General features: G+C 71.4%; 15 protein-coding genes. 10 read left to right on the top strand and 5 right to left on the bottom strand.

Translation table 11 applies throughout. From position 1 onward, the window contains the following. Window positions 1-144: 144 nt before the first annotated feature. Together ilvD and MTQ12_RS03325 are read left to right on the top strand one after the other, a co-directional pair. Window positions 145-1,863 carry a dihydroxy-acid dehydratase gene (gene ilvD / locus MTQ12_RS03330; RefSeq protein ID WP_137320218.1) on the top strand — a complete coding sequence of 573 codons (1,719 nt, stop codon included), beginning with the start codon at window positions 145-147 and terminating at the stop codon, window positions 1,861-1,863. A gap of 64 nt (window positions 1,864-1,927) precedes the next feature. Further along, window positions 1,928-3,025, top strand: a complete 1,098-nt coding sequence (locus tag MTQ12_RS03325) for a C39 family peptidase (RefSeq protein ID WP_247423899.1) — start codon at window positions 1,928-1,930, stop codon at window positions 3,023-3,025. 20 nt (window positions 3,026-3,045) lie between these two features. On the opposite strand, the gene MTQ12_RS03320 is transcribed toward MTQ12_RS03325, so the two are convergent. Beyond that, window positions 3,046-3,600 carry a hypothetical protein gene (locus tag MTQ12_RS03320; RefSeq protein WP_247423897.1) on the bottom strand — a complete coding sequence of 185 codons (555 nt, stop codon included), beginning with the start codon at window positions 3,598-3,600 and terminating at the stop codon, window positions 3,046-3,048. After that, the gene (locus MTQ12_RS03315) at window positions 3,597-3,821 is read right to left on the bottom strand and encodes a helix-turn-helix transcriptional regulator (RefSeq protein WP_137320214.1); all 225 of its coding nucleotides are present in this window, start codon (window positions 3,819-3,821) and stop codon (window positions 3,597-3,599) included. The genes MTQ12_RS03320 and MTQ12_RS03315 overlap by 4 nt, the downstream gene beginning before the upstream one ends. A 339-nt stretch (window positions 3,822-4,160) precedes the next feature. On the opposite strand from MTQ12_RS03315, the gene MTQ12_RS03310 reads away from it, so the two are divergent. Beyond that, window positions 4,161-5,360 (top strand): alpha/beta fold hydrolase, encoded by a 1,200-nt coding sequence (locus MTQ12_RS03310; RefSeq protein ID WP_247423895.1) that lies wholly within the window; start codon window positions 4,161-4,163, stop codon window positions 5,358-5,360. 63 nt (window positions 5,361-5,423) lie between these two features. On the opposite strand, the gene MTQ12_RS03305 is transcribed toward MTQ12_RS03310, so the two are convergent. Both MTQ12_RS03305 and MTQ12_RS03300 read right to left on the bottom strand, forming a co-directional pair. Further along, window positions 5,424-7,241 carry an ABC transporter ATP-binding protein gene (locus MTQ12_RS03305; protein ID WP_247423893.1) on the bottom strand — a complete coding sequence of 606 codons (1,818 nt, stop codon included), beginning with the start codon at window positions 7,239-7,241 and terminating at the stop codon, window positions 5,424-5,426. Then, on the bottom strand, window positions 7,238-8,986 hold the full coding sequence (locus MTQ12_RS03300; RefSeq protein WP_247423890.1) for an ABC transporter ATP-binding protein: 1,749 nt from the start codon (window positions 8,984-8,986) through the stop codon (window positions 7,238-7,240). Before MTQ12_RS03300 ends, MTQ12_RS03305 begins: the two co-directional genes overlap by 4 nt. Window positions 8,987-9,303: 317 nt before the next feature. Here MTQ12_RS03300 and MTQ12_RS03295 point away from each other — a divergent pair, with 317 nt between their 5' ends. The 7 genes from MTQ12_RS03295 to serA all read left to right on the top strand — a co-directional run bounded on the left by MTQ12_RS03295 (window position 9,304) and on the right by serA (window position 17,314). Continuing rightward, entirely contained in the window at window positions 9,304-11,226 is a 1,923-nt protein-coding gene (locus tag MTQ12_RS03295; RefSeq protein WP_247423888.1) for an acetolactate synthase large subunit, read from the top strand. Further along, window positions 11,226-11,738 (top strand): acetolactate synthase small subunit, encoded by a 513-nt coding sequence (ilvN, locus tag MTQ12_RS03290; RefSeq protein ID WP_137320197.1) that lies wholly within the window; start codon window positions 11,226-11,228, stop codon window positions 11,736-11,738. Before MTQ12_RS03295 ends, ilvN begins: the two co-directional genes overlap by 1 nt. A 93-nt stretch (window positions 11,739-11,831) precedes the next feature. Next, complete coding sequence (ilvC, locus tag MTQ12_RS03285; RefSeq protein WP_137320196.1) at window positions 11,832-12,860, top strand: ketol-acid reductoisomerase; 1,029 nt, start codon at window positions 11,832-11,834, stop codon at window positions 12,858-12,860. A gap of 208 nt (window positions 12,861-13,068) precedes the next feature. Further along, window positions 13,069-13,914, top strand: coding sequence for a hypothetical protein (locus MTQ12_RS03280; protein WP_137320195.1), 846 nt, complete (start codon window positions 13,069-13,071; stop codon window positions 13,912-13,914). A gap of 41 nt (window positions 13,915-13,955) precedes the next feature. After that, complete coding sequence (locus tag MTQ12_RS03275) at window positions 13,956-15,242, top strand: GNAT family N-acetyltransferase (protein WP_137320194.1); 1,287 nt, start codon at window positions 13,956-13,958, stop codon at window positions 15,240-15,242. Between the two features lie 65 nt (window positions 15,243-15,307). Further along, complete coding sequence (locus MTQ12_RS03270; protein WP_175406991.1) at window positions 15,308-15,514, top strand: hypothetical protein; 207 nt, start codon at window positions 15,308-15,310, stop codon at window positions 15,512-15,514. 207 nt (window positions 15,515-15,721) lie between these two features. Then, on the top strand, window positions 15,722-17,314 hold the full coding sequence (gene serA, locus MTQ12_RS03265; RefSeq protein ID WP_247423886.1) for a phosphoglycerate dehydrogenase: 1,593 nt from the start codon (window positions 15,722-15,724) through the stop codon (window positions 17,312-17,314). A 48-nt stretch (window positions 17,315-17,362) separates the two neighbouring features. On the opposite strand, the gene MTQ12_RS03260 is transcribed toward serA, so the two are convergent. Further along, window positions 17,363-18,340, bottom strand: coding sequence for a CoA ester lyase (locus tag MTQ12_RS03260; protein ID WP_137320191.1), 978 nt, complete (start codon window positions 18,338-18,340; stop codon window positions 17,363-17,365). Between the last annotated feature and the right edge of the window lie 77 nt (window positions 18,341-18,417).

The following is an 18,417-nucleotide window of genomic DNA, read 5'->3' as shown; positions in this document are numbered from 1 at the left end:
GGGAATCCTACCCAGCTCGCCCTGTCGTGAACGAGTCGAGCACCGGCCGACCGGGCCGGGGCGCCGGTGGCCCCGGTCAAGGTGCCGGGAGTCCATCATGTGTCGGGTGGAGACAGAACCGACCCCCGGTCCTAGACTGCGAGCATGAGCACAGAATCGGATGTCAAGCCCGGGATCGATATCAAGCCGCGCTCGCGCGACGTGACCGACGGACTGGAGAAGGCCGCCGCGCGCGGCATGCTCCGCGCCGTCGGCATGGACGACGGCGACTGGGTCAAGCCGCAGATCGGCGTGGCCTCCTCGTGGAACGAGATCACGCCCTGCAACCTCACGCTCGAGAAGCTCGCCGCGTTCGCCAAGGAAGGCGTCCACAACGCCGGCGGCTACCCGCTCGAGTTCGGGACGATCTCCGTGTCCGACGGCATCTCCATGGGGCACGAGGGCATGCACTATTCGCTCGTGTCGCGCGAGATCATCACCGACTCGGTGGAGACCGTGATGAATGCCGAGCGCCTCGACGGCTCCGTGCTGCTCGCCGGCTGCGACAAGTCCATCCCCGGCATGCTCATGGCCGCCGCCCGCCTGGGCCTGTCCAGCGTGTTCCTCTACAACGGCTCGATCATGCCCGGCACCGCGAAGCTCTCCGACGGCACGGAGAAGGAGGTCACCCTCATCGACGCCTTCGAGGCGGTCGGCGCCTGCCGCGCCGGCAAGATGACGGAGGCCGACGTCGACGCGATCGAGCGCGCAGTGTGCCCGGGCGAGGGCGCCTGCGGCGGCATGTACACCGCGAACACCATGGCCTCGGCCGCAGAGGCGATGGGCATGTCCCTGCCCGGCTCCGCCGCCCCGCCGGCGATCCACCGCAACCGCACGCTCTACGCCCGCCGGTCCGGCGAAGCCGTGGTCGAACTCCTCAAGCAGGGCATCACCGCCCGCGACATCATCACCCGCGAGTCGCTGCTCAACGCGATCGCCGTGGTGATGGCGTTCGGCGGGTCGACGAACGCCGTCCTCCACCTCATGGCGATCGCCCACGAGGCCGAAGTCGAGCTCACCCTCGACGACTTCAACCGGGTCGGCGACCGGGTCCCGCACCTCGGCAATGTCAAGCCCTTCGGCGACTACGTCATGAATGACGTGTTCAAGATCGGCGGCGTGCCGGTGGTCATGAAGGCGCTCCTCGACGCCGGGCTGCTCAACGGCGACTGCCTCACCGTGACGGGGAAGACCGTCGCGGAGAACCTCGAGAAGATCAATCCGCCGGACCCCGACGGCAAGATCCTGCGCGCGCTCGACAACCCGATCCACGCCACCGGCGGGCTCACCGTGCTCCACGGCTCGCTCGCCCCGGAGGGCGCGGTCGTCAAGTCCGCCGGCTTCGACGCCGACGTGTTCGAGGGCACCGCGCGGGTGTTCGACCAGGAGCAGCCGGCGATGGATGCCGTGCTCGGCGGCGAGCTCAAGCCCGGCGACGTCGTCGTCATCCGCTACGAGGGTCCCAAGGGCGGACCGGGCATGCGCGAGATGCTCGCGATCACCGGTGCGATCAAGGGCGCCGGGATCGGCAAGGACGTGCTCCTCATCACCGACGGCCGGTTCTCCGGCGGCTCGACCGGCCTGTGCATCGGCCACGTCGCGCCCGAGGCCGTCGACGGCGGGCCGATCGCGCTCGTCGAGGACGGCGACCGGATCCGCGTGGACATCGCCGGTCGCTCGATCGACCTCGACGTCCCCGCCGAGGTGCTCGAGGAGCGCCGGAGGAACTGGACCGTGCCGGAGAACCACCGCCTGCACGGCACCCTGGGCAAGTACGCCAAGCTCGTCGGCTCGGCGTCGACCGGTGCGGTGACGACGGACTGAGGCGCGGACCGAGGAGACACGGACCGAGGCGCCGGCCGAGCCGCGCGCTGACGGTGCAGCGACGATGACGGTGACCCATGTGCGCGGGGAGTCCCGCGCCCTCGATGCGCAGGTGCACCGGTGGCAGGCGCCACCGGTGCACCTGCGCGTGTTCACCGAGGCGATCCCCACCTGGACCGCGCTCACCCCGCCGGGCACGTCGATCGAGATCCGCCTGCGGGTGGGCCGCAGTGCCGAGGCGGAGCCCTCGGGCGGCTCGCGCTGGTCGGACTGGGCGGTGCTCGCGCGCTGGTCGACCGATCCCGGGTTCTGCTCGACCACCGTGCCCGGGCAGGCCCTGCACGGCATCCGGGTCGATGCCGACACCGCTGTCGTCGACACCGCGGTGCTCGGCGGTGCGGCGGACCTCGTCGAGGTCGAGGCGCTCCTCCACGCAGCACCGTCGGGAGCGGTCCCCGTGCTCGAGCGCGTCTCCGTGCTCACCCGCGGCCCGGCGCCCCGGCGCCCCGAACTCGCGCAATCGGTGCCGCGCGGCGCGGACATCGAACTGCTCCTGCCGCCGGTCTCGCAGCGGCAGCAGGGGGAGCTGCCCGGCTACGGCGCCGGCGACGTGTGGTGCTCGCCGACCTCGCTCACCATGCTGCTGGACTTCCTCGACCGGGCGGACCGACGGTCGGGGCCGGCGGACCCGGGAGCGGACGATGCGGCCGCTGCTGCTCCTGCGACCTCAGCGTCGGGTCCGGAGGACGAGGGCGGCTCGCCCGCGGTCCGCACCACCCTGCGCGGGGTGTGGGACCACGCCTACGACGGGGCGGGCAACTGGGCCTTCAACACCGCATGGGCCGCCGCCCGGGGCTACGACGCCTTCCTCGATACCCTGCCGGATCTGCGCGCCGGCGAGGAGCTCCTCGCCGCCGGCGAACCCTTCATCGCCTCGGTGACCTTCGACGCCGCCGAGCTGCCGGAGGCCGGCTACGAGACCGGCGGCCATCTGCTCGTCGTCTCCGGGGTCACCGCGGGCGGCGACGTGCGCGTGCACGACCCCGCGGCTCCGACCGCCGCCGCAGTGCGGCGCATCTATCCGCGCGCCGCCTTCGAGCGCGCCTGGCTGTCCCGCGAGGGCAGCGGGGGCCTGGTCTACCGGGTCCGCCGGCGGCGCTGACGAGGTGGGACGGCGGAGGCTCAGTCCTCGTCCTCAGCGGCCTGCTCGCGCTTCCTGATCGAGCGGCTCGTGAGCTTGAACGCCACGATCACCGCGGCGATGCCGCCCGCACCGCCGACGAGGGCGCCGGCCACAGTCGCGAAGCCGTTGTCCGAGGGTCCGGGGAACCCGAGGTCGACGGGGACGAGCGGTGCCCCGGTGAGCACGTGGAACAGCATGGCCGCGACCCAGAGGACGGAGAGCACCGCCATCGAGGAGTAGGTCACCCTCCTGCGACGCCCGGTCGTCCGCTCGGTCATCGCGGGGAGGTCGACATCGTTGCGCGCGCAGTACCAGATCGCACCCCAGCCGGTCAGGCCGGCGGCGAGGACGACGAGGACCGACCACAGGCCCACGCCGATGACGGCGAGGAGGATCGCGACGGCGAACGCGGCATACGTCGCGACGACGGAGGAGAAGGTGTAGGCGCGGAGGATGACGTCGCGCTCGCGCTCGTCGCCCATCGAGGGGTCTCTCACGCCGCTGATGGAATCGGCGATCTCGGTGAAGCGGGACTGCGGGCGGGAGGTGCTCATGAGTGGTCCTTCCGGTCGAGTGGGAACAGCTCCTCGACAGTCGTGTCGAGGGCGCGGGCGATCCGCAGGGCGAGGTAGACGCTGGGCGAGTAGTCGCCGCGCTCGATCGCGATGATCGTCTGGCGGGACACCTCGACGAGTCCGGCGAGCTGCGCCTGGGTGAGCCCGGCGCGCTTCCGGCGGTCCTTGAGGGTGACCTCGCCGACGTCGAGTTCGGGCATCGGTCCTCCTTCCGGGGCGGTGCCATCGGTATGTGAAGTTCTCTTGACACTATGAGTCAAATATCCTTGACATCTCGTGTCAAGCATCTTTGACATCTTCTGTGTCGGCCCCGGCAGGTGGTCAGAGATCCACGGAATATCCGGCGGAATCATGGATCCCCGACCACCTGAGGCCCTCCTGCCGAACTTCAGGCGGCAGGGCCGGGGGCGTGAGCGGGTAGCGTTCTCCTCGGAAGCGCGATCGGCGGGCGTCGCACGCCGACAGGCGTTCGGTCGAGAGGAACCGAAGCGATCGACCGATGGGCGTCCGACCGAGAGGCGCAGAGTCGAAAGGCAGTCATGAGCTCCGAAGAGATCACCATCCCGACCTCCCGCGGCACCCGCCTGCACGGATTCCTCGACCTGCCCGACGGCGCGCCCCTGGCCTATGCGGTGTTCGCCCACTGCTTCACCTGCTCGGCGAAGTCCCCGGCGGCCTCGCGGGTGTCCCGGGCGCTCACGGACGAGGGGTTCGCCGTCCTCCGCTTCGACTTCGCAGGCCTCGGCGGTTCGGAGGGGGACTTCGCGGAGTCGACCTTCTCCTCCGATCGCGCGGATCTGCTCGAGGTCATCGCCTGGCTCGGCGCGCACCACGCCGCACCGCGGCTGCTCATCGGGCACTCGCTCGGCGGGGCCGCGGTGCTGTCCGTCGCCGCCGAGGTCGAGGGCCTCGATGCGGTCGCGACGATTGCCGCTCCCTTCGACCCCGGCCACGTCACCGGGCTGTTCGCCTCCGAGATCGAGACCATCCGGCAGGAGGGCTCGGCGGAGGTGATGATCGGCGGGCGCCCGGTCGTCATCGGCGAGGCGCTCGTCGACGACATCTGCGGCGTCGAGCAGACCCGGCGCATCGAGGCGCTGCGCACCCCGCTGCTCATCCTGCACTCGCCGACGGACGAGATCGTCGACGTCCACAACGCGCAGGCGATCTACCGCACCGCGCACCAGCCCAAGAGCTTCATCGCCCTCGACGGTGCGGACCACCTGCTCACCGGGCCCGGGCAGGGAACCTACACGGCCGGGGTCATCGCCGCATGGGCCGCACGGTACATCGATGCCCCCGAGGACGCCGAGGCGCCCCACGCCGACCTGCCGCCGGGGAGGGTGCGCGTCCACCCCGACGGCCGGACCGACTTCGGCACCGTGCTCGCGACCGCCTCCCACACCTGGCTCGCCGACGAGCCGGGCTCGGTGGACGGCGGCCGCGACGCCGGCCCCAACCCCTTCGACCTGCTGCTCTCCGCGCTCGGCGCATGCACCTCGATGACCATGGGGATGTACGCCCGACGCAAGGGCTACACAATCGGCGACACCCGCACCGACCTCACCTTCCGGCAGGTCAAGCGCGACGGCGACCTCGTCACCCGGATCGAGCGGAGCATCGTCTTCGACGCCGCGCTGAGCGCCGATCAGCGCAGCGCGCTGCTGCGGATCGCGGACCGCTGCCCCGTCCACCGGGCGCTCGAGGGGCGCTTCGAGATCTCCACCACGGAGGCCTGAGCGGCGAACAGAACCGGCAAGGGCGGCAGGGGCGGACTCCGGGATCGGGTCCAGGCCTCCCACTCAGGCCAGGGAGTCGCGCCAGGCGCGGTGGAGGGCGGCGAACCGCCCGGTGCCCGCGATGAGCGCGGCGGGCTCGCCGTCCTCGATGATCCGGCCCGCCTCCATGACGAGCACCCGGTCGGCGATCTCCACGGTGGACAGGCGGTGGGCGATGATGATCGCGGTGCGGCCGGCGAGCACGGTCTCGAGCGCGGACTGCACGAGCCGTTCGGAGGGGATGTCGAGGTGCGCCGTCGCCTCGTCGAGCACGATGACGTCGGGATCGGCGAGGAACGCCCGGGCGAAGGACACGAGCTGGCGCTGCCCGGAGCTCAGCCGGCCCCCGCGGGAGCGGACGTCGGTGGCGTAGCCGGCGGGCAGGCGGGCGACGTAGGCATCGAGGCCCACGGCCCGACCCGCCGCCTCGACCTCGGCGTCGGTGGCCTCCGGGCGGCCGATCCGGATGTTGTCCGCGATCGTGCCGCTGAGCAGGAACGACTCCTGGGTCACCATGACGATGGACCGGCGCAGCGCGGCGTCGGCGAGATCGCGCAGATCGACGCCGTCGACGGCCACGGTGCCGGCGGACGGATCGTAGAAGCGGGTGACGAGCTTGACGAGCGTGGACTTCCCGGCGCCGGTCGCCCCGACGAGCGCGACGGTCTGGCCGGCCGGGATCCTCAGGTCGAAGGTCGGGAGGATGTCCGGGCCCTCGCCGTAGGAGAACCGGACGGCGGAGAACGCGAGCTCCCGCCCTGCCGCGTCCGCGCTCCGGCGCGCGGGCAGGGCGACGGGGTGGTCCGGCTCCTCGACCGTGGGCTCGGTGTCGAGGACCGCCGCGATCTTCTCCAGGGCGGCCGATGCCGACTGGTAGAGGTTGAAGGTCTGCACGAGCTCGTCGAGCGGGCCGTAGAACCGGCGCAGGTAGAGGACGAACGCGGCGAGCACACCGATCTGCGTCCAGTCCTCGATGACGAACCACGCGCCGACGGCCATCACCGCGGCCTGCGTGACGTTGCCGATGAGCCGGGTCGAGCCGGCGAACCACGCGACCCCGCGCAGCGCCCGGACGTTGGCGTCGCGGTACTGCTCGTCCTCGCTCTCGAGCCGCTGCCGGCCGTGCGGCTGGCGGCGGAAGGCCTGCACCGCGCGGATCCCGCCCATCGTCTCGACGAAGTGGACGATGACCTTCGCGATCGAGGTGCGGGTCCGGCGGAAGGCCGCCCGCTGGGTGCGCTGGGCGGCGCGGGTGGTGAACACGAGCGGGATGAACCCGGCGAACACGACGAGCGCGAGCCGCCAGTCGAGGACGACGAGGATGACGGCGATGCACGTCATCTGCCCGAGCGCGGACAGCGCATCCATGAGGGAGTAGCCGAGGAACTGCTGCACCGACTCCATGTCCGAGGTCTGCCGGGACACGAGCCGGCCCGAGGTCGACTTCTCGTGGTAGCCGAGGTCGAGGCGCTGGGTGTGGACGAACAGGCGGGTGCGCAGGTCGAACATGATCTTCTGCGCGAGCACGCCGACGAGCCGGTTCGCCAGCCACATCCCGAGACCGCCGAGCAGGGTGACGCCGACGAATCCGCCGATCGCCCAGCCGAGCGCGGTGACGTCGCCGTCCGCGGCGCGGGGGAGACCCTCGTCGAGCGCGAGCGCGACGAACACCGGATCGAGGACCGAGGCGAGGATCGTCAGGGCGACGACGACCGCGAAGGCGATGATCCCGCCGCGGTAGGGGCGGGCGAGCGAGCCGAGGAGGCGCCGGGCGCGGCGCGCGATGTCCGGCGGCAGCTCCTCGGCCTCGGTGTCCTCGTCGGCGCGGATCGCGGGGGTCACCGGCGCACCTCCTCGGGGGCGGAGGCGCCCATAAGGTCGCGGTAGGTGCGGCTCGTGCGGAGCAGCTCCTCGTGCGTGCCGGTGGCGACGATCCGGCCGTCGTCGAGCACCGCGACCCGGTCGGCGAGCGCGGTCGTCGAGGGCCGGTGGGCGATGATCAGGGTCGTCGAGGCGTGGAGGACCTCGCGCAGGGCGCGCTGCACCCGCTCCTCGGTGTCGACGTCGACGGCGGACAGCGGATCGTCGAGGACGAGCAGCCGGGGGCGGCCGATCACCGCGCGGGCGAGCGCGAGGCGCTGGCGCTGCCCGCCGGACAGCGACAGCCCCTGCTCGCCGACCTCGGTGTCGAGGCCCGCGGGCAGGGCGCGCACGAAATCGGCGGCCCGCGCGATCTCCAGGGCCTCCCACACCTCGGCCTCGCCTGCGCCCGGCGAGCCCATGCGGACGTTGTCGGCCACGGTGGCGGAGAACAGGATGGGCTCCTCGAAGCTCACCGAGACGAGCCGGCGGAGCTCGTTGAGGGGGAGCTCGCGGATGTCGGTGCCGTCGATCCGGATCGCCCCCGAGCTCACGTCGTAGAGGCGCGGGACGAGCGAGGCGAGCGCCGTCTTGCCGCTGCCGGTGGCACCGACGAGCGCCAGCGTCTCACCGGGGGCCACCCGCAGGCTCACCCCGCGCAGGGTGAGGAGGTCCGTGTCGGGGAAGCCGAAGGCGACGTCGTCGAACTCGAGGACGCCGGTGAATGCGCGGGACGGGGGAGCGTCATCGATGCCGCCGTCGGCGTCGGTGATGTCGAAGGCGGTGTCCATGACCTCCCAGTAGCGGGCGGCGGCGGTGACGGACATGATCGCGTCGGACAGCAGGAAGCCGAGCATCTCCACCGGGATGCGGAGCACCATGACCAGGGTGACGCCGGCGACGACGGTGCCCACCGTGGTCCAGCCGGCGAGCACGCCCCAGGAGCCCACCGCGATGACCGCGGCCATCGCGAGGCGCGGCAGGGTCATCGTGCCCGCCCACATCCACGAGTCGAGGTAGGCCTTCCGCACCTCGATGGCGCGGAGGTGGGCGGAGATCGCCTCGAACCGCTCGGTCATCCAGGGTGCACGGCCGAACGCCTTGATCACCCGGATGCCCTGGACGGACTCCTCGACCTGGGTGGAGATCACGCCCATGGTGTCCTGGGAGGCGCGGGACTCCCGCTGGTAGCGGGCGTTGAAGACGATCACGCCGGCGAGCATGGGGATCGCCATGAGCACCGCGATGAGCCCGAACGCCGGCTCCATCACCGTGAGGACGATGATGCCGGTGACGATGACGAACGGGGTGGAGACGATGAACGGGGCGCCGAACGCGAAGAACCGGCGCAGCTGGGTCATGTCGTTGATCGCGCGCGACAGCAGCTGCCCGGACTCCCAGGAGCCGTGCACGCCGATCGACAGGTACTGGAGGCGGTCGTAGATCCGGGCCCGCCAGGTGATCTCCCACTGCGAGACGACCTTCGCCGCGATCATCCGCCGTCCCCACAGGGCCACTGCCTCGACGACGCCGATGCCGAGCACCGCCGCGATCGGCAGCCACAGGGCGGACAGGTCCTGCTCCGCGATCGGCCCGTCGACGATCCGCCCCATGAGCGCGGGCACGAGCAGCGAGATCGCGTTCGCCGCGAAGGTCAGCGCGATGATCGTGAGGTAGACATGGAGCTTGCGCCGGATGTCGGGCCAGAAGCGGAGGAGGGAGCGCACGGCAGTCAAGCCTACTCCGCGGGCCCGCCGCTGTCGCCGGGCGGCGGCCGGGTGCGCGGCCTGCGGCGGCGGTGACCGGAGCGGCGCCGAGCGCGGACACGGAATCCACGATGCGAGACGGAGTGGCCGCCATTTGACATGCACCACCGGGGCGCGGGTAAGCTCAGTCACATGCAGAACCTTGTCGTCGTCATTACGCAGCGCGCGGTGAACCCGTAGAGCTGTCGCTTCGACGACGTCCCGCGCGCCCCTCCCGGAAACCGGACAGGGGCGTTTCTCATGCGGGGACCAGTTCAGTACACGATGAAGGAGTCAAGTTGGCAGCCTCAGCATCGTCCGGCGGACCGGGAGGGCCCGTGAAGCCGGGCCCCGCCCCGGCGTCCCGCCGGACAGCCAAGCCGACCGGTCCCGCCTCCGCGGGCGCCCCCGTCCCCACTGCCGCGCCCCCGGCGCACCGCCAGGACCGCTCGACCGCGGAGGTCCTCAGCGGCGCGCAGGCCGTCATCCGCAGCCTCGAGCTGCTCGGCATCGACACCGTCTTCGGGCTCCCCGGCGGCACCATCCTGCCGACCTACGACCCGCTCCTCGACTCCGAGAAGATCACGCACATCCTCGTCCGCCACGAGCAGGGCGCCGGCCACGCCGCTGAGGGCTATGCCGCGGCGACCGGGAAGCTCGGCGTGTGCTTGGCGACCTCCGGCCCGGGCGCGACGAACCTCGTCACCGCGATCGCCGACGCCCACATGGATTCGGTGCCGCTGCTCGCGATCACCGGTCAGCAGTCCTCGAAGCTGCTCGGCACGGATGCCTTCCAGGAGGCCGACATCGTCGGCATGACGATGCCGATCACCAAGCACAGCTTCCTCGTCACCCGCGCCGAGGACATCCCGCAGGCGCTGCTGAGCGCCCACCGGATCGCCACCACCGGACGGCCCGGCCCGGTGCTCGTCGACATCACCAAGGACGCGCAGCAGGCCGAGGCGCCCTTCGTCTGGCCCGAGGAGCCCTACCTGCCCGGCTACCGCCCGGTGCTCAAACCGCATGCCAAGCAGATCCGCGAGGCCGCCGCGCTCATCGCGCAGGCCCGCCGGCCCGTGCTCTACATCGGCGGCGGCGTCATCCGCTCCGGCGCGGAGGAGGAGCTGCTCGCGCTCGCCGAGGCGACGCACATCCCGGTCGCCACCACCCTCATGGCCCGCGGCGCGTTCCCCGACTCGCACCCGCAGCACCTCGGGATGCCCGGCATGCACGGCACCGTGCCGGCGGTCGCGTCCTTCCAGAAGGCCGACCTCCTCATCGCGGTGGGGGCCCGGTTCGACGACCGCGTGACCGGCGACCTCGACTCCTTCGCCCCGCGGGCGAAGGTCATCCACGCCGACATCGACCCGGCGGAGATCGGGAAGAACCGGACCGCGGACGTGCCGATCGTCGGGGACGCCGCCGAGGTCATGGCCGAGCTCCTCACCGAGCTCCGGACGCGGCACGAGGCCGTGCTCGCCGACGAGCGCACCGCCTGGTGGCGGATGCTCGACGAGTGGAAGGAGACCTTCCCGCTCGGCTACGAGGAGAACGAGGACGGGCTGTGCGACCCGCAGTACGTCATCTCCCGGATCTCCGCCCTGACCGGGCCGGAGGGCGTGTACGCCGCCGGTGTGGGGCAGCACCAGATGTGGGCCGCGCAGTTCGTGAAGTACGAGCGCCCGCGGTCCTGGCTCAACTCCGGCGGGCTCGGCACCATGGGCTACTCGGTGCCGGCGGCGATGGGCGCGAAGGTCGGCGAACCCGACCGCGTCGTGTGGGCCATCGACGGTGACGGCTGCTTCCAGATGACCAATCAGGAGCTCGCCACCTGCGTGATCAACCGGATCCCGATCAAGGTCGCCATCATCAACAACTCCTCCCTGGGCATGGTGCGCCAGTGGCAGACGCTGTTCTACGACGGCCGCTACTCGCACTCCGATCTCAACACCGGGCACAACTCGGTGCGGGTGCCCGACTTCGTCAAGCTCGCCGAGGCCTACGGCTGCGAGGGCATCCGCGTCGAGCGCAACGAGGACGTCGATGCCGCCGTGCAGCGCGCCCTCGAGATCGACGACCGGCCCGTCGTCATCGACTTCACCGTGCCGGCCGACGCCATGGTGTGGCCGATGGTCGCCGCCGGTGTGAGCAACGACGAGATCCAGTACGCACGCGACATCCGCCCGGACTTCGGCGGAGAGGAATTGGAGGAGGGCGTCTGATGAGTCGTCACACACTGTCCGTCCTGGTCGAGAACAAGCCCGGCGTGCTCGCCCGCCTCACCGGACTCATCGCGCGCCGCGGCTTCAACATCCACTCGCTCGCGGTGGGCACCACGGAGATCGAGGCGTTCTCGCGGATCACCGTGGTCGTCGACGTCGCCGACGTGCCGCTCGAGCAGGTGACCAAGCAGCTCAACAAGCTCGTCAACGTCATCAAGATCGTCGAGCTCGAACCCGAGGTGTCCGTGCGGCGCGCGCACATGATCTTCAAGGTGCGCGCCGACGCCGCGACCCGGGCGCAGATCGCGGCCGCGGTGGAGATGTTCCGCGGCCACATCATCGACGTCGCCCCCGACGCGGTGTCGATCGAGGCGACCGGCGAGCAGTCGAAGCTCGACGCGCTGCGCCTCGTGCTCGAGCCGTTCGGGATCAAGGAGATCGTGCAGTCGGGCACGGTCGCGATCGCCCGCGGTCCGAAGTCCATCACCGACAAGGCGCCCCGCGCCGGCTGAGCCGCTCCCGGAGCAGGACACGATGCGGACACCGCTGTCGGCGTCCCGCATTCCCTATCTAGTATCGAGACAACCCCAATGAAGGAGAACCCCATGGCAGAGCGCTACTACGACGATGCCGCCGACCTGTCGATCATCCAGGGCAAGAAGGTCGCCGTCATCGGCTTCGGCAGCCAGGGCCACGCCCACGCCCTGAGCCTGCGCGATTCCGGAGTCGACGTCCGGATCGGCCTGGCCGAGGGCTCGAAGAGCCGCGACAAGGCCGAGGCCCAGGGCCTGCAGGTCGGCACCCCCGCAGAGGTCGCCGAGTGGGCCGACCTCATCGTCATCCTCGCCCCCGACCAGGTGCAGGCGGAGATCTACAACGAGCAGATCAAGCAGCACCTCGGCGAGGGCGACACCCTGCTGTTCGCCCACGGCTTCAACATCCGCTTCGACTACATCCAGGCTCCCGAGGGCGTCGACGTCATCATGGTCGCCCCCAAGGGCCCCGGCCACGTCGTGCGCCGCGAGTACGTCGACGGCCGCGGCGTGCCGGTGCTCGTCGCCGTGGAGAAGGACGCCTCGGGCAAGGCCTGGGACACCGTGCTGTCCTACGCGAAGGCGATCGGCGGCCTGCGCGCCGGCGGGATCAGGACGACCTTCACCGAGGAGACGGAGACCGACCTGTTCGGCGAGCAGACCGTGCTCTGCGGCGGCGTGTCCCACCTCGTGCAGTACGGCTTCGAGACGCTGACCGAGGCCGGCTACCAGCCGGAGATCGCGTACTTCGAGGTGCTCCACGAGCTCAAGCTCATCGTCGACCTCATGGTCGAGGGCGGCATCGCCAAGCAGCGCTGGTCGATCTCCGACACCGCGGAGTACGGCGACTACGTCTCCGGCCCGCGCGTCATCGGCCCGGAGGTCAAGGAGCACATGAAGGAGGTGCTCGCCGACATCCAGAACGGGAAGTTCGCGCAGCGCTTCATGGACGACCAGAAGGCCGGCGGCACCGAGTTCAAGGAGCTCCGCGCCAAGGAGGAGACGCACCCCATCGAGGCCACCGGCCGCGAGCTGCGTCAGATGTTCTCCTGGCTCAAGGACACCGACGACGACTACACCGAGGGCACTGCCGCACGGTGACCCCGTGCGCCTGAGCTGAGCCATCGCCTCCGCGGACGCGGGCAAACCGCCGAGGGGCGGGCACCGGGATCCCGGTGCCCGCCCCTCGGCGCGTGCGAGGACACGTGTGACAACACCGGCACAGCGACTGCGTCATGGGCACAGCGACTGCGTGATCGGCACAGGGGCGGGCGCCGAGGAGCCCGCATCGCGATCTACGATCGTGGACATGGCCCATCCTCCGCACCCGCACCCGCAGCGCCTCCTCCGCCCGCTCGATGCGACGCCCGACGGTGCACGCTTCGCCGTCCCCGCCCGGATCTTCCCGTGGACGGGCTTCGGCTTCGGTCTCCTCGCGGTCGGTGCTGTGCCGGCGCTCGTCTTCTTGGCCTGGGCGCTCATGCTCGCCGGCGCCGGCAGTCGTGCGGAGGCGGAGTCGACGGCCTGGGCGGCCACCGGGCTGAGCGGGATCCTGCTCCTCTGGCTCGGTGTGCACCTCGGGCGCCTCGGCGCGCTGCGGCACCGGTTGGGGACACTCGATCAGGGGGTCGCCGTGCCCCCGCCCCAGGTCGTCGCGGAGTGCATCCGCCGCGACCGGGAGCTCCACGCCCGGGACGACCGGCTCCCGCCCATCCGCTTCCTCAGCCGGATCCAGATGATCGGCACCGTCATCGGCTCATGGATCCTCGACATCTGGGCCGCACTCACGCCCCCGTTCTCCGGCGGCGGGACAGGGGTGTCGCGCGAGGACATCGATGCCGGTCCCCGGCGCGCCTTCACCACCACGATGCAGCTCGCGAGCTTCTGGTCCGTGATCGGGATCGGACTGATGATCATCGCGGCTGCGGCGGAGAGCGGCCTGGCCGCGGTGCCTGGCGCCCAGTGGTGCGCGCTCGCCGGCTGGATCCTGCTGTTCGCCGCGCTGTGGGTCAAGGCCGGTCTCATGCGCGGACTCGACCGGGGCCTGGCCAACCGCCTCGGGCGGATCAGCCGGCTCGGCGCGCGGCCCGAGGATGCCGAGCGCTGGATGCACGGGCCCGGCGGCGGGCAGCAGGTGCATTACCGCCGCGTGTGAACCGCATCACCCCTGACCTGCTATCGGATAGTGTGGACCCCGTGACTGAGTATCGATTCGAGACATTCTCCCCAGCCCTGACCGACGGCGCCCCCGACCGGCGGACCGATCACTACATGCAGGCGGTGATCGCCGGATTCCACGGGAAGCGCCCCACGGACGAGCGTCTCGTCCACCGGGTCGAGAACGCGATCACCGACGGGCGGAAGCTCACCGCCGTCTACGCCGACCGGGCACCATCCCACGCGCTGAGCGCGGAGATCCCGGTCGCGACCTTCGCCCACTTCGAGAAGCGGATGAACGTCGGCGGCGGTCGTCTCGTGCCTGCGCACCTCATCACGTGGATCACCGTGCGCCCCACCCACCGGCGGCGCGGCCTGCTCCGCTCGCTCATGACCTCCGACCTCACGCAGGCGAAGGCCGACGGCTACCCGTTCGCCGCCCTCACCGCGACCGAGGGCGGAATCTACACCCGGTTCGGGTTCGGCACCGCGACCTGGTTCACCGAGGTCGAGGTCGACACCTCGCCCGGCTTCGCACTCGCCTCCGAGGCCGACCGCCGGGTGGAGATGTGCCCGGCGTCCGCGCTCGAGGAGCTCGCCCCGGCGATCTACGCCCGTTTCCTCCAGGCCTCGCCCGGCGCGATGGAGCGCCAGCAGCTCTACACCGACGTCGCGGCCGGTTCCGTGGACCCCCGCACCGACGACGAGGACCGCTCCGTGCGCGCTGCGCTCCACTACGACGAGTCCGGCGAGCCCGACGGCTACGTGAGCTACCGGTTCCACGGCGAGACGTACTACACCGGCACCGTCGAGCTGCTCGACTTCGTCGCGGTCTCCGACGCCGCCTACTCCGCGCTGTGGGCGTTCCTCGGCGCTGTCGACCTCGTGAACACCGTGAAGTTCGGATACGCCGCCCAGAACTCCCCGCTGCCGTGGCTGCTGACCGACCCGCGCCGGGCCAAGACCGTCGGCCAGCACGACGGCGTGTGGCTGCGCATGCTCGACGTCGTCGCCGCGCTCGAGGCCCGCCCGTGGGAGGTCCCCGGCGAGCTCGTCATCAAGGTGATCGACCCCATGCACCTGGCCGAGGGCACCTACCGGGTCACCGCCGACGGCACCGATGCCGAGGTCGAGCGCGTGAGCGCCTCGGTCCCCGTCGACCTCGAGCTCGGGGTGTCCGAGCTCGGCTCGATCTACCTCGGCGGCGCGGACCCGGTGATCCTCGCCCGCGCGGGGCGGATCGTCCAGCACACCGAGGGTGCGGCCCTGCGCGCGCGTTCGATGTTCGCCCTCGAGCGCGCCCCGTACTCGCCCAACGACTTCTGAGGAGCGGGGTGCACAGGTCCATGGACGACGGCGGGAGACGCGAACTGCGGCGGCCTCTCCTCGCCATGGCGGTCATCCAATCCGTCAGCTCGATCGGAGCGTTGATCGTCGTCCTGCTCTTCTTCCCGGCTGAACCGGGTTGGCCCGGGGTCGTGCGCTGGGCCTTCGTGGTGGCCTTCGTCATGTTCCTGCTCCACGCCCTGATCTTCCTGCTGCCGAAGGCGCTGCGCGAGCGGCCGCGGGAACCGCGTCCGGGAGACCGGTCCGGGTGACCGGCCCGGTCCCGGCCGCTGCGTCGACGGCGGGCCCGCTGTTCACGATGTGACCCCCTTGTGAAAGGCTTCACAAGGGGTCGATACGATGGTGTCGATCCCGTCATCGGGCGGATGCCCAGCAGCCGCCGCCCCGTGCCGTGTGCCCGTGCCACGGCCCGACATCCACCGTCGCCGCACCCGTGCGCGCATCCGTAGGAGGAACCCGTGAGCAAGCCCGCGGTGCTCATCGCCGAGAACCTGTCGCCCGCCACCATCGAGGCGCTCGGCCCCGACTTCGAGATCCGGAGGTGCAACGGCGCAGACCGTGCGGAGCTGCTCTCCGCGATCGCCGACGTCGACGCGATCCTCATCCGCTCGGCCACGCAGGTCGACGCGGAGGCCATCGCCGCGGCGCAGGACCTCAAGGTCGTCGCCCGCGCCGGCGTCGGCCTCGACAACGTCGACGTGCCGGCGGCGACGAAGGCCGGCGTCATGGTCGTCAACGCGCCGACCTCGAACATCATCTCCGCCGCCGAGCTCACGATGACCCACCTGCTCGCCGCCGCGCGGTACTTCGGCGCCGGCAACTCCTCGCTCAAGGCCGGGGAGTGGAACCGCTCGAAGCTCACCGGTGTCGAGCTCTACGAGAAGACGCTCGGCATCGTCGGCCTCGGTCGGATCGGCGGGCTCGTCGCCGAGCGCGCCAAGTCCTTCGGGATGAAGATCGTCGGCTACGACCCCTACATCTCCCAGTCGCGCGCCGCGCAGATGGGCGTCGAGGTCATGAGCCTCGACGAGCTCCTCGCGGCATCCGACTTCATCACCGTCCACATGCCCAAGACCCCGGAGACCGTCGGGATGATCGGCCGCGAGGCGTTCGCCAAGGTCAAGCCGGGCGTGCGGATCGTCAACGTCGCCCGCGGCGGGATCATCGACGAGGAGGCGCTCGCCGCCGCCGTCGACGCCGGCCAGGTCGGCGGCGCCGGGATCGACGTGTGGAGCCAGGAGCCGCCGGAGCACTCGCGGCTCATGGAGCAGGACGCCGTCAACGTCACCCCGCACCTCGGCGCGTCGACCGACGAGGCCCAGGAGAAGGCCGGCGTCGCCGTCGCGAGGTCCGTGCGCCTGGCGCTGTCCGGGGAGCTCGTGCCCGATGCCGTCAACGTCACCGGCGGTGCGATCCACGCCGACGTGCGCCCGGGCATCCCGCTGGCGGAGAAGCTCGGCCGCGTCGTCGCCGCCCTCGCCGAGGAGCCGATCAGCCACTTCCGGTTCGACGTGCGCGGCGAGATCGCCGACAAGGACGTCTCCGTGCTCCAGCTGTCCGCGCTCAAGGGCCTGTTCCGCGACTACGTGTCCCGGCCGGTGTCCTACGTCAACGCCCCGCTGCTCGCGGAGGAGCGCGGGATGACGCTCGAGCTCACCACCGACCCCTACGTCGAGTCCTTCCGCAACGTCACGACGATCGTCGCGACGACCGCCTCGGGGCGTCAGGTGTCGGTCTCCGGCACCGTCACGGGCCCGAAGCTCGTGCAGAAGCTCACCGGGGTCGACGGCTACGAGCTCGAGATCGCGCTCACCGACCACCTGTTGATCTTCAAGTACGAGGACCGCCCCGGTGTCATCGGGCAGCTCGGGCAGGCGCTCGGCCGCAACGAGGTCAACATCGCCGGCATGCAGGTGTCCCCGGCCGGGGACGGCGGCGAGGCGCTGTCCGTCATGTCCGTCGACTCCGCCGTGACCCCCGAGGTCGTGTCCGCCCTCGCCGGTGCCGTCGGCGCCTCGCAGTTCACCGCGGTGACGCTGACGGAGGACTGAGACCCGTCACCCGGGCAGCCGTCCCGGCCTCGACGGCCGGGGCGCGCCTCAGGCGTTCCAGAGGCCGTAGGAGTCGGCGAGGCGGGCGATCTTCTTCGCACGCGCCAGACGCGGCAGATACGAGCCGTCGGTGATCTTCTCGCCGCCCGCGGCCCGGTCGAGCATCTCCCGCGCCCATCGGCGGTCGTCCTCGCTGGGGGAGAGCTCGGTGTTGAGGATGCCGATCTGCTCGAGGTCGAGCACAAGCTTGCCGGCCATGCCCATCTTCATGGTCCAGCCGCAGTCCTCGACCACCCGGTCGGCAGGTGCACCGGCCGCCGAGGGGCCGTCGATGGCACCCGGCAGCCCGCCCACCCGGGTGGCGACGACGAGCCGCGAGCGGGCGTAGGCCAGCGCCACCGGGTCGTCGGCGACGCCGGTGTCCTTGCGGAAGTCGTTGGTGCCCAGCGCCAGGCGGAAGGTGCCGGGCGCCTCGGCGATGCGGGTGGCGTTCTCGATCCCGCGCGCGGTCTCGATGAGCGCGAGCACCGGCACCCCGGCGCCGGCCCGCATCGAGGTGTAGGTCACCTGCTCCGGGTGCTCGGTGTTCGGCAGCATGATCCCGCGCAGCCCGGGCAGCGACTTGATCGCGTCGAGGTCCGGCTCCCAGTGGTCGGTGGTCGTGCCGTTGACGCGGACCCACGCCGACATCCCGCACTCGAGGGCGTGCACCACGTGCTCGCGCGCCGCGTCCTTGCCGTCCTCGGGCACCGGGGCCTCGAGGTCGAAGATCACCGAGTCCGCGTCGGAGGCCTGCGCGGCCTCGAAGGTCTCCGGCATCGCGGCGTTGACGAGCAGCCACGAGCGGGAGAGCTTCGCCGGCAGGGCGGCGGCGCGGGCGTTGCGCACCGAGTGGGTCTGCGCCTCGGCCGTGCGGGTCGCCCGCTCGGTCGTCTGCTCCGCGGTGCCGTCCGCGGCGGCAGACGGGTCGGCAGGGCGGGAGGAATCGGCAGGGCGTGCGGGGTGTTCGGCGTTCGTCGGCTGCATGGAGATCAGTCTACGGTCGCTCGGCGCCTCGGCGCGGTGCTCTCACGAGCCGGGCACGCACCGCGCAGGGATGCGGG

The organism is Brevibacterium sp. R8603A2 (assembly GCF_023072605.1).
GTDB classification, from domain to species: domain Bacteria; phylum Actinomycetota; class Actinomycetes; order Actinomycetales; family Brevibacteriaceae; genus Brevibacterium; species Brevibacterium pityocampae.
The sequence above is the reverse complement of the archived record's forward strand: the minus strand, read 5'-3'. Positions and strand labels throughout refer to the sequence as shown.

What these genes read in the sequence shown, in the direction of transcription:
- ilvC (WP_137320196.1), top strand. Translation starts at nt 11,832, where the DNA reads ATGGCAGAGCGCTACTACGACGATGCCGCCGACCTGTCGATCATCCAG.
- MTQ12_RS03325 (WP_247423899.1), top strand. Translation starts at nt 1,928, where the DNA reads ATGACGGTGACCCATGTGCGCGGGGAGTCCCGCGCCCTCGATGCGCAG.
- MTQ12_RS03320 (WP_247423897.1), bottom strand. Translation starts at nt 3,600, where the DNA reads ATGAGCACCTCCCGCCCGCAGTCCCGCTTCACCGAGATCGCCGATTCC.
- MTQ12_RS03315 (WP_137320214.1), bottom strand. Translation starts at nt 3,821, where the DNA reads ATGCCCGAACTCGACGTCGGCGAGGTCACCCTCAAGGACCGCCGGAAG.
- ilvD (WP_137320218.1), top strand. Translation starts at nt 145, where the DNA reads ATGAGCACAGAATCGGATGTCAAGCCCGGGATCGATATCAAGCCGCGC.
- MTQ12_RS03260 (WP_137320191.1), bottom strand. Translation starts at nt 18,340, where the DNA reads ATGCAGCCGACGAACGCCGAACACCCCGCACGCCCTGCCGATTCCTCC.
- MTQ12_RS03270 (WP_175406991.1), top strand. Translation starts at nt 15,308, where the DNA reads ATGGCGGTCATCCAATCCGTCAGCTCGATCGGAGCGTTGATCGTCGTC.
- MTQ12_RS03280 (WP_137320195.1), top strand. Translation starts at nt 13,069, where the DNA reads ATGGCCCATCCTCCGCACCCGCACCCGCAGCGCCTCCTCCGCCCGCTC.
- ilvN (WP_137320197.1), top strand. Translation starts at nt 11,226, where the DNA reads ATGAGTCGTCACACACTGTCCGTCCTGGTCGAGAACAAGCCCGGCGTG.
- MTQ12_RS03310 (WP_247423895.1), top strand. Translation starts at nt 4,161, where the DNA reads ATGAGCTCCGAAGAGATCACCATCCCGACCTCCCGCGGCACCCGCCTG.